The 12,293-nt window shown below is 45.4% G+C and carries 5 protein-coding genes; 3 read left to right on the top strand and 2 right to left on the bottom strand.

Annotation, left to right across the window (positions count from 1 at the left end):
* Window positions 1–35: 35 nt before the first annotated feature.
* The gene (locus A3EU_RS0107810) at window positions 36–956 is read left to right on the top strand and encodes a hypothetical protein (RefSeq protein ID WP_020535585.1); all 921 of its coding nucleotides are present in this window, start codon (window positions 36–38) and stop codon (window positions 954–956) included.
* A 557-nt stretch (window positions 957–1,513) separates the two neighbouring features.
* On the opposite strand, the gene A3EU_RS0107800 is transcribed toward A3EU_RS0107810, so the two are convergent.
* The gene (locus A3EU_RS0107800) at window positions 1,514–2,659 is read right to left on the bottom strand and encodes a serine hydrolase domain-containing protein (RefSeq protein WP_020535583.1); all 1,146 of its coding nucleotides are present in this window, start codon (window positions 2,657–2,659) and stop codon (window positions 1,514–1,516) included.
* 103 nt (window positions 2,660–2,762) lie between these two features.
* Here A3EU_RS0107800 and A3EU_RS0107795 point away from each other — a divergent pair, with 103 nt between their 5' ends.
* A complete protein-coding gene (locus A3EU_RS0107795; RefSeq protein ID WP_156825696.1) occupies window positions 2,763–3,866 on the top strand; it encodes a hypothetical protein in 1,104 nt (367 codons plus the stop codon).
* Between the two features lie 225 nt (window positions 3,867–4,091).
* On the opposite strand, the gene A3EU_RS0107785 is transcribed toward A3EU_RS0107795, so the two are convergent.
* Complete coding sequence (locus A3EU_RS0107785) at window positions 4,092–4,682, bottom strand: hypothetical protein (protein WP_020535580.1); 591 nt, start codon at window positions 4,680–4,682, stop codon at window positions 4,092–4,094.
* Between the two features lie 323 nt (window positions 4,683–5,005).
* On the opposite strand from A3EU_RS0107785, the gene A3EU_RS29745 reads away from it, so the two are divergent.
* Window positions 5,006–12,211 carry a M12 family metallo-peptidase gene (locus A3EU_RS29745; RefSeq protein ID WP_020535579.1) on the top strand — a complete coding sequence of 2,402 codons (7,206 nt, stop codon included), beginning with the start codon at window positions 5,006–5,008 and terminating at the stop codon, window positions 12,209–12,211.
* The last annotated feature ends 82 nt before the right edge of the window (window positions 12,212–12,293 follow it).

The following is a 12,293-nucleotide window of genomic DNA, read 5'->3' as shown; positions in this document are numbered from 1 at the left end:
TGAATTTATCAGATGATGTTAAAAAATTATTGAGCATGAAAATTATTAGGTGTTTTTTGTTGGTCTTGCTAACCTGCTTGAATGTGTGTCTTTTTGGACAAATAAACTGGCAAGACTCAACTGTTCAAGCAATCACTTATTGGGAGATGTATGACTCCATTACCTATGGAATACAGCTTGAAAAGATACAAGTAAAGGAGAACGATACGGTTTCTTACGATCTTATCTCTTACGATGTTGGAGTTACTGTGATTGATTCTGCAGAGTCGTACTATATCGTGGAATGGCATTACTGTAACTTTCAGTATTCAGGCAATAATCCCTTAGCAGAAAAAATTATGGGGATTTCAGAAGACATCATTGTCGAAATTCTAATAGATGAATTAGGAGTCGTGAAAGGAGTTGAAAATTGGGAAGAAGTTAAAGAATATACCTACGCTGTTATCGATAAAGTAGTTGAAGAACCAACGACTCTACCAGAAGTAAATACTATGCTTCTTGGAATGAAACAGTTTTATGCGACAGAAGAAGGCGTTATTAATATTGCTATTCAAGATGCTCTACAATTTCATACCTTCTTCGGCTCAAAATATAGCTTAAATGAGCGCATTGAAGGCTTAGTCAAAGTACCAAACTTATATTACCCCGAAAGTCCATTTGATGCTGATGTTAAAATAGATGTTGTCAAATTGGATAGTGACGAAAATTCCTACTCGCTTAGATATGAACATATAGTTGATAAAGATCAATTATTAGCTACGACTTTAGATTATTTAAAAAGTCTTGGAATACCAGATGAGGTGTTCGAGGCGGTCGACCTAAGTGGGCTTGAAAATACGGTGGTGTGTGATTCAATGATAGACAATAGTGGGTGGGTAATAAGTTCAAGACAAGTAAAAAAAGTATCTGCTAGCGGTGTCGAAGAAACCGAAATTAGGACAATTTCGATGAAATAGAGCTTCTCCTAAAAGTATGGATTTTTCACCCTTTACACTTTTGCAACTTTTACACCCAACCATCAGCAAACACCACGAAGTAGCCGCGAAGCGAAACCATCAAACCATCAAACGACCTAACGATCAAACCATCAACCGACCGTTAGCCCCATCCCCGGCCCTTCCCATTGTTAAAAATGGCTACGTTTCGGGATGTATTTCTCAGGGGAAGGGAGGCGTGATACGCGGGTTCGTTTTAGGGTTGCTTGCCGCTGTTGAATCAGAAACTCAACCTACCAGAATACCCCGCTTTTTTGTAAGCTGACCATCAACCACCTAACGATCAAACCATCAACCGACCGTTAGCCCCATCCCCGGCCCTTCCCATTGTTAAAAATGGCTACGTTTCGGGATGTATTTCTCAGGGGAAGGGAGGCGTGATACGCGGGTTCGTTTTAGGGTTGCTTGCCGCTGTTGAATCAGAAACTCAACCTACCAGNATACCCCGCTTTTTTGTAAGCTGACCATCAACCATCAACCATCAAACCACCTAACGATCAAACCATCCAACCATCCAACTAATCCCTACTCTGATAAACCTTCCTCACCATCTCCCCAATCTCCGAAGGTTGTAGCCAGCGGGTGACGATGACGAGGTCATTTTGTTCATCTACCACAATGAAGTTGCCTCCAAAACCGGCGGCATAGTAAAGGTGACCGGGGACGCCTTCCCAGGCACGTTCACCTTGATTGAGCCACCACATGTAGCCGTAGCTGGCATTGGCCGGGGTGGGGGTCTGAATCATATCGGTCCAGGACTTAGTGATCAGTTGCTGGCCTTGCCATTGTCCCTTGCGGGCAAACAAGAGGCCCAGGCGGGCGTGATCAAGCGTGTTGATGAAGACCCCGCCGCCGTGATGGCCACCACCACTGACAGATTGCATCTCTACGCCATCTATATTGACCCAGGTGTTGTCGTAGCCATACCATCGCCAGGTCGTGCTGGCCCCGATAGGGTCCATGATCCTTTCTTTGAGGACTTGCGGGAGGGGGCGTCGCCACACTTGTAGTAGCGAATATGCCAGCACGTTGACACGCACATCATTGTATTTATAGTGAGTGCCTGGCTCGTGTAGTTCGCGGTAGCGCCATTCGTCATAAGAGCCATTGCGGTCGGGACGGTCAGCCCAGTCATAGAGGCCAAACAGTGCGCCCGACCAGTCGGAGGTTTGGTGCAGCAGGTGCTCCCAAGTGATTTTGCTGTTGTGCTCGCCGTCGAAAGTACCGTCCCATACGTAGTCCTTTACGGGGTTTTGCACCGATTGGATAAGCTCATCTTCAATGGCCAGCCCAGCCATGGTTGATAAATAACTTTTCGTGACACTGAAGGTCATATCTACCCGCTGCAAGTCGCCCCACTGCGCTACGATATAGCCGTCTTTAATGATCATTCCGGCGGGGCCACCTCGCTCTTTGGTGGGGCCTTGGAGTGCATGCCCCGGCTCACGACTAAAACCTTCGAGGATAGCCAGCCGCAGGTCTTTTTGTCCGCTGTATTCGTTGTTTAGCGCAAAGCTTACCGCCGAATCAAGGAGTGCTTCGTCAAAACCTAAGGAAGCTGGCGCTCGCTCTTCCCACGCCCACTTTTCGGGATAGTACTGGGCATTGAGTTGTACAAAGGCTAAGACCAAAAGGACGAGGAAAAAGGAGTTGCGATTTTTCATATAACGAAGATAAGCGATTGTGGTATAATCACATTAGTCATTGCAATTTTCAATTATCTTTGGTGAATTGTGGCTTCCACGCCTTGGCAAAACCGAACCCATTATGGCCAGTAAGAATTTTGATAAAGTTATAAAGCTACTCCGCCGCTATAAGTCCTACGTGGTGCTTGCGATAGGCGTATTGGTGGCTGTAATAGTAGCTTCCTTGTTGATTTACTACCTGGTAGAAGAGGGCCACCTCGAGAGTGAAGTTTGGCTTAAATTTGCAGAGTTGCTGATGAATATTGGCGAAACGATGATTGGAACGGTCGTGATTGGTGGAGGATTAGGTACCCTGATCAACTTCATCTTTGAAGAAATGAAAAAGGAGGAAGAAGAGGCCAAGGAACGAGTGAAGGACTGGCAAGACAAGCGTGAAAAGAACAAGCTATTTCGGTGGGAAATGCAAAACAAGCTACAGGAAGCCCACGATCATGTAGAGTTGGCGCGTATCCTGATAAAATCCCACAAGTCTGGCAAAACCTACGGCGAACAAATTCGCAATCGGATCATGCCGAGCCTGATCTCCCTACAGGATTTTAAACGCAAACTGACCCACGCTGAAGATCGCGAGCTGGTGAGAAATATGGATTACTTGCAGGTCAGTCTGACCTATATGATTGCTTACCTGTCGGTGCTGATTGAAGAATTCGAGTGCAGTTACCTGAAGATTTCTAACCTGCAAAATTACCAGGATGCGCTGGCTAACCGGATGCGTACCCTGTTTACGGAAGTGACGGAAGGCAAAAAAGAAGAAGCCATTACACTAGAGAAAAAGAAAGTATTCTTAGAGAAAGCAGAAGAACTATTTGGCAACATTGATATCCCTTCTAATATCGAAGTCGTGTGGCAGGCAATGGGCGAGCTCGACTATATCTGGGATTTTATTGACGAACTGAGAAACGACAAAGGTCAAAAATCACTTTACAATCAATTCTTTCTTCAACATTATTTCCACTGTCTCAAAATCCTCAAAACCAAGCAGAGTTCTATCAATGAAAAGATGGCAAACAAGCCCCAATTCGTTGCCAATATGGAAGAACTAAAACGCATTGAAGAAAAGAAAAATAGCGATCAGCCCCTCACCAACCAAGACAGCCTGACTCGTAAAATGATGCGAGAAGAGTTGCATTTTGATTTCGATACGGCGAAGAAAAAGAGCGTCTAAAAGTTGGAAATCGGAGGTCGGAAATACTTAGTAGCCGCTAGGGTGTGTGAATAGTCCAGCATGGAGGTATAAGCAGTGTGTGCAGAATCATTTATTTTTCCACTGCGACAGCAAGACCATGAATCAGATCCAGCATAGCAATGACAATTAACCATGTAAGTAAAATGATAGCGCGTTTCAATAACTTCATGTTTTTCAAATTTGGTTTCGTTAAAATACTAAGCGTTATCTCAAAAAGCCCTCTTCAGTCATGTATTTTTTTAGATGATTAAGGGTGCTATAGGTGGTATTCCTCAATGTTATTAAATATAGTTCTTCTACTCGGTTCTTTATATCCTTTTTAGCACCAGCTCCGTTCCACATTTTGATGATCTCAAGGTAAGTTAGGGTAGAAGAAACCTTACCCAAGCTCGCAATTATTTCTACCTCCAACTCTATTGTAGCCCACTCTTCAATTACTGATCCTGAAAGGGAGTATTTCTCAATTGATCCTTCTTTAATTTCAACGATTACATCAACAGGTGCTAATGCCTCATTTCCAATAAACACTTCCGCTACCATCGCTGATATTATTTCCTTATGAGCTAAATCATGAGGAGGTGTGTATTTTCTTTTATGATGGTTATAGGAAGTGAAAAATGGTATGTGAAAATCAAATTTGGTTGAAATGGAATCGCGATTATCTGTAATTGTGAGTGAATTTACAGTTAGCGGGATTTCTAAACTTCCTTTTGATAGGTCTTTTATAGAAGTGACCTTTGAAGTGTAGCACGACTGCATTGTTAAAACCAGCATCATAATGTAGAGAAAGCGCATAACAAATTCTTTTTTGTTTAAGAGGAAAGACAACGATCACCACAGGTAAAAAAGCTCTAATTAACGGAAATAGACGACTAATTCACACGCAATATATTGAAATGTTCTACACGAATAATTTCCCATTGTCAATAAAGGCGTCGTTTCGGTGTGTTTTTCCTAGAAGAAGATAGGCGTGATCCAGAAGATCGTTTGGGTTACCTTTTACCATCGTCTAATTTTCAACCATCAACCATCAACCCGGTCTGACACTCAAAAAAGAATTTTCTTATCTTGTTCACTCACTCTTAGTATTGCACAAAATAAGCTCTTAGCAACTATCCATGAAGAATATAGCGCTACTACTTCTGTTGAGCCTGTTGGCGATGACAGTTCAATCCCAGAATATAATTACATCAACCGTTGGTGATTACCCTCTAGCCACTTTTGAAGAGGTAGATTTGGTAAAAGAGGCCAATGCTATAGATGCATCTTTTCGCCAAGCCAATCCCGCTTTGGATGATGGGGTTACATTTACGCTTTCACCGCTAGATGTAGACGAATTGCTGTTTCGTAGAACGGGGCGCATTCGTTTGCCATTCCTTTTCCCTGACGGGCAAACGCGTAACCTCTTACTTATTCCTGCCAGAAGCCAAAGTCCTTCTTTTGAGGTGTATGACCAGGATAGAAGGTCGTATACGCCTACCGAACAAGATGCGCACCACTACTGGGGGATGGTAGAAGGGGAAGCACGTTCGATGGTTTCGATCAGTGTCTTTCACGAGCAAATGATTGGTATGATCATGAGTGAAACCGGAGCATACAATATTGCAGCGCTGAAAGATGATCCGGAAGGCCGCCACCTGCTTTATCGGCAAGAAGATTTGAATGCCGCCCTGGATTTTGAGTGTGGTGTTGATGAGCCTATTGATTTTGAGGTAGATCACCAGGCAGTTACCAATCGAAGCTCGACGAATCCCGGGAATTGTGTGCTGATGTATGTGGAGGTTGACAATGATATCACCGTCGACAAAGGCGGTGTGGCCAATACTACGGATTATATTACCGGCTTATTCAATCAGATTAGTCTGATGTATTTCAATGAAGCTATCAATCTGAATATTCACCAACTAGTGGTTTGGGATCAGACAGACCCCTATACCGGACCATCAACGTCCAACTATTTGTCGCAATTTAGGACAGCAACCGGCTTAGACTTCAATGGTGATCTCGCTCATTTGGTCGGTTACCAAGGCGGGGGCGGTATCGCTTCTTTAGATGTACTTTGTAGCACTTTTTATAGCAAACATGGTTACTCCGGAATCAACCCTAATTACAACGATATTCCGGTTTATTCCTGGTCTGTAGAGGTCGTGACCCATGAAATAGGACACAATTTGGGATCACGGCATACCCATGATTGTGTTTGGAACGGTAATAACACTGCTATTGATCGTTGTGGTATAGAGGCGGGTTATGGTACCAATCAACCTTGTAATCAAAACGCGGGGCTTCCTGTTGATGGTACGGTCATGAGCTATTGTCATTTGGTTGGCGTAGGTATTGATTTGGCCCTTGGTTTCGGACCACAACCTGGTGACCTGATCCGTGATCGCGTCTATAATGCAGCGTGCTTGTCGCCTTGTGAACCCAGCCCGGAGGTTTGTAATGATGGTTTTGACAATGATTTTGATGGCCTGACGGACTGTGAAGACCCCGATTGTGATGAATATGTAGCTTGTCTACCCTGTGAACAAAGTGTTTTCAACTTCAGCCTCACTTTTGATAATCGCCCCACGGAGACCTCCTGGGAGTTGACCGACCAAGCTGGTGATGTGGTAGAGAGTGGAACTGCTTATGCTAATAACTTGATCGGACAGACCATCACCGAGGAATTTTGTCTGGATGAAGCTTGCTATACCTTAACCATATTCGATAGTGGAGGAGACGGTCTCTGTTGTAATTATGGAGAAGGAGGCTATAACTTAACGGATGTCGATGGCATGGTTATCGCCAACGGTGGAATATTTACTTCTGAAACGAGCATCGATATTTGCGACGGTGTCGTCCAGGAAAATTGCTATGATGGTATAGATAATGATTTGGATGGACTGGTAGATTGTAATGATCCCGATTGTACAGAGAATGCAGACTGTCTCGCTTGTCTGGAAAACGTACTCAACTTCATTATCACCTTTGATGACCGTCCAGAGGAAACCAGCTGGGAAATTCTGGATGGAGATGGCATGGTCGTGCATTCGGGTGCTGGTAGCACTGATATCCCTGATGGCGCAACGCTTCAATATGATTACTGTTTATCGGATGGGTGTTATGATTTCCGTATTATGGACAGCGGTAATGACGGCATCTGTTGCATCTTCGGCCTGGGTACTTACGTGCTACAAGGTTCAACGGGAGCAGTGTATGCTGCCGGTGGAGAATTTGCTTCCGAGGAACTCACTAGCTTTTGTACAGAAGTCTCCGTTTGCCCACAGGGGACAACCTTTACGGTAACGACTACCCAGGATAGTGTAGCAGGCAGTTTGCGCCAAGCGATCAACTGTGCCAATGCATTGGCTGAGCTAGATACCATTGTGTTTGATTTGGCTATAGATGATACGCTCTTTATCAATGGAGGGCTCCCTTCCATTGTTGATGACAATATTCTTATTGATGGCGCCGGAGAACGAGTCATTGTATATGATGATGTTCAGCCATTGTTTACTGTTGCCAGTAATTTCAATACCATTCAGGGCTTTACCATATTTCATGCTCGCCCAGGTTTTGGCCGGGGGGTGCTGCTGGAAGAAACATCGACTAACTTCAGCATAAGAAACAATCGAATAGAAGATTTTCGCGAATTGATTGATATCAGAGGGCGAAGTGGATTGGTCCGAAACAATACCCTCTTTGGTTATAATGGTCAGCGGATGATTACTGTTCTGGCCAGTGCTAGTCAGATTCTCATTGACAGTAACACCATTAGCAGCCCGGAACAAGCTACGGGGGTTTATGTAACCACGGATGATGTGGAAATCCGTGGCAATGAAATGTTCAATCTCCGCAATGGCGTACAAACGTCTCGGGCTAATCGAATATTGATTGAGGGCAATACCATGTACGATAACTGGTGGGGAGCTAATATTGACGGCATCCTGGGCGATGGTCAATCGCACCGGATTACGCAAAACAGTTTTTACTGTAACCGATTCAACGGCGGCATACAATTGCGCAATGGCGCTAACGCCGACAAAGCGCCACCGGTTTTAACGGAAGCAAACGAAAATGAATTATCCGGTACCGCCGCACCTGGTGACCTGATCGAAGTTTTTCTGACGCATGATGGCAGCTGTACTTTTAATGTGCTTTGCCAGGGGAAAACGTACCTCAATACTACTTTTGCTGACCCCGATGGCAATTGGATATTGGATGGACTGAATTTAACAGGTGATGAAGTGCTGACCGCTACTGCCACTGATAGTGATAATAATACCTCTCCATTTGCCGAGTGTTTAACTTTTGTGCCCAGTTGCCCGGAGGTGGTTTTAAGCCTGGAAGTCAATCGCTCTGTATTGTGCCCCGGAGATGGTGTTGAACTATCTCTTTCGGGAGATATTGCCTGGGGTGGTAGCTTTAGTTGGATCTTAGAAGTAAACGGTGAACCGCAAACGGTGACCGATTTCACACTGGCAGACATCTTAGTTCTTTACCCGGAATTGGCCACCGAATACAGCTTGGTCAGCGCCGTCAATACTTTTGATTGCGACCTGGAATTGGGCAATACATCCGTCATGGTAGATGTGGTAAATGAAGAAGATTTGATGAGCGCTCAAACAATAGAAATCTGCTCAGGAGAGAGCATAACTATTGACGGCGAAGAGGTAGAGGAACCTGGAATGTACACCGCCACCTACGCTAGTGTGAATGGCTGTGACTCCTTGGTGCAGATTGAATTAATCGTATTTGAAAGCCAGCAAACTGAGGAAGAATTGTCTATTTGTGAAGGCGAAGAAATTGAGTTGTTTGGCGAAGTTGTTACCGCAGCAGGCCTTTATCAAGCAACTTTTGACGGGCAAAATGGTTGCGATTCTACCCACAGTATCACCCTCTCTGTGTTTAGTCCGGTGAGTACCGACGAAGCGCTCCAAATTTGCGCCGGAGAAAGTGTAGAACTCTTTGGTGAGGAAGTAAGCACAAGTGGCACCTATACAGGCAACTTTACTTCCGTTAATGATTGTGACTCTACGCATACTGTTGTCCTGACGGTGGTAGACCAAATAGAGACCTCAGAAGCACTTACACTCTGCTCTGGTAATAGTGTCGTGCTGTTTGGTGAAGAGGTGAGTGAAGCCGGAACGTATGAAGGAACATTCCTTTCAGCAGCAGGCTGTGACTCTATCCATCAGGTGACGGTAACGTTGATCGATGTAGTCAATACGTCTGACATGGCCCAAATTTGTACAGGCGAAAGCATTGAACTGTTTGGTGAAGTCGTTAGCGAGGCCGGGGAATATAGTGAGACCTTTGAGAGTAGCTTGGGTTGCGATTCCACCCATACGATCACCCTGGTAGTAGCCGAGCCCTTCTTTACCGATGAAACCATACAAGCCTGTAGTGGGCAATCGGTGACGGTCTTTGGAGAAACCTACACTGACGATGCCTCTGCAACAGCAACTTTTACGGCAAGCAATGGCTGCGACTCTACACATACTGTAGCAATTGTATTTGCCGAACTCATTGAAACCAGCGAAATGCTGAGCATCTGCGAGGGCGAATCTATCCTCATCTTCGGAGAAGAAACCAGTGATGCTGGCGTGTATACCGAATCATTTGTTTCTGCTGCAGGTTGTGATTCTATCCATGAGGTGAATTTAATGGTGTTTGAGCACGTAGCCGTCGAAGAACTCATTGACATTTGCGAAGGAGAAAGCGTGGAAATATTTGGCAACCTGGAAAACACCAGCGGCACCTACGAGGAAACCTTCCTCACCATTAATGGATGTGATTCCACCCATACCGTAGTACTAACGGTAACGGATCAAATTGAGACCTCAGAAACACTTTCACTCTGTTCAGGCAGCAGTGTGATGCTGTTTGGAGAAGAGGTGAGCGAAGCCGGAACCTATGAAGGAACATTCCTGTCAGCAGCAGGCTGCGACTCTATCCACCAAGTAACGGTCACGCTGATCGATGTGGTCAATACGTCTGACATGGCCCAAATTTGTACAGGCGAAAGCATTGAACTGTTTGGTGAAGTCGTCAGTGAGGCCGGAGAATACAGTGAAACCTTTGAGAGTAGCTTGGGGTGTGATTCTACCCACACGATCACGCTGGTAGTCGCCGAACCTTTGTTTACAGACGAAACCATACAGGCCTGTAGTGGGCAATCGGTGATGGTCTTTGGAGAAACCTACACTGACGATGCCTCTGCAGCAGCAACTTTTGCGGCAAGCAACGGCTGCGACTCTACGCATACGGTACAAATCGTATTTGCCGAACTCATTGAGACCAGCGAGATGCTGAGTATTTGCGAAGGCGAATCTATTATCATCTTTGGCGAAGAAATCAGTGATGCTGGTGTGTATACTGAATCATTTGTTTCTACCGCTGGCTGTGACTCTGTTCATGAAGTGAGCTTGAGCATTTTAGAGCACATCGTAATAGAAGACTTTATTGACATCTGCGAGGGAGAAAGCGTGGAGATCTTTGGCAATTTAGAAAATACCAGTGGCACCTACGAATCGACCTTTACAGCAAGTAATGGTTGTGACTCTACACAAGTTTACTACCTCGATGTTTTAGAACCCACTTCTTCTGAAGAGGAACGCTATGTTTGTGAAGGAGAGAGCGCTGTAATCTTCGGCGAAGCCCAAAATGAACCCGGTTTGTATACGGAGACCTTCACGGCGGCTAATGGCTGTGATTCTGTAGCAAATGTCGAACTAAGTTTTTACGACTTACCGACGATAGAAGCACTCACGACCCCCAGTTGTGCGGGCGAACCTAATGGTACGATTGCCTTAGCAAGCGATCAAGTTACGGCGGACTATCAATGGGCGCATACACCTGAAAATACGTCGATGCTAGATGGATTAACGCCGGATGAGTATGTGGTTACCGTCACGGACGACAATGCTTGTGAAAGCGTTTGGGAATTCTTGGTAGAAGAACTACCATTCCCAGAATACGAGGTAGAAATTAGCGAGGTAAGCTGTGCGGCCAATACCGATGGTTTGATCGAAATCATTAGCAATGACCCTGGTTTGGAGATCAGCTTTGCAGGCGGTCCTTATATGTCTACTACCGTTTTTGGTGGCTTAAGCCCTGATACTTACATCGTAAATATCCGAACAGCGGAAGGCTGTGAATCCACAGAGGAAATAACCTTGGAAGCATCGGAGAGTGTAGAGTTAATGGCAGCGGAGGTAGAACAACCTACCTGTGCCGGACAGGAAGATGGCAGCATCCATCTGGAAGTAGCTGGGGGCAATATGGGCCATACTTTCATGTGGAATACAGGACAAGCAGGGGCACAATTGAATAACCTCGATGTGGGCACCTACATTGTTACGATCACAAATGCCAATGGTTGTAGCCTGGAAAGCACGATAGAGCTGCCCGGCGAGGCACCCATAGCTACCAATCTTCAGGTACTGTTGGGTTGTGGAGATGGAGAAATCATTGCGATAAGCCAGCCAAGCGCTGGTCAGCCGCCTTATGAAGTGAGCTGGAGTAATGATCAAAGTGGTAATGTAGCCTCTAACCTCACCGCAGGAATGTATGATGTAGTGCTAACAGATGCCAATGGTTGTACCATAACCGAGAGTTTTGAAGTGCCTTTTATTCCACCGTTTGAGGTCGATTATGTAGCCGTTGATCCAGCTTGTGCAGATGATAATGACGGGCAAATAAATTTACTGATTAGTGGAGGTATTCTTCCTTATGGCATCTCCTGGAGCAATGGCAGCGACAGCCCTGTGTTAGAAGGACTTTCAACCGGCGTGTACACCTATAATGTGAGCTCCGCCAGCTGTGGTTTATCAGCTAGCGTTCAGATACAGGCACCGGCCAACTTGGGAGCTATCGTGAACTTCTCTGTTGACGCTCAGCAAAACGTAGAAGCTACGGCTTTAGCAAGTGGAGGCACCCCGCCATATAGTTTCCTGTGGAGCAATGGCAGTACGAACAACCCGCTTAACGGTTTGCAGGAAGGTCAAGTGATAGAACTGACGGTCCGGGATGCCAATGGCTGTACATTTACAGAAAGCTATACCGTCATGCTCACGAACACGCTAAGCCCGGAAGCAGCCACCTTACGGATTTTCCCAAATCCTAGTTCCGACCGCTTATTTATTGAGCATAACAATGCCAATAGTTGGTCTTACGACTTGGAACTGTATGATATTAATGGCGCAGCATTGTTACAAATGCCAGCGGTACAGACAATAAGCCAGGAGCTTTCCTTAAGCACGTTCCCGCCAGGCGTATACCTGTTGGTTTTATCAAATGACAGTTTCCGACGTGTAGAGCGAATTGTGGTTGTTCGTTAAGGAGAGGCCACTTTATGGCTGGTTTGGGTGAGTGTAAAGGGTTTGTTATACTACTTTTACACCCTTACACTCACCCAACTTT

It is taken from the genome of Lewinella cohaerens DSM 23179, assembly GCF_000379805.1.
GTDB lineage: Bacteria > Bacteroidota > Bacteroidia > Chitinophagales > Saprospiraceae > Lewinella > Lewinella cohaerens.
The sequence above is the reverse complement of the archived record's forward strand: the minus strand, read 5'-3'. Positions and strand labels throughout refer to the sequence as shown.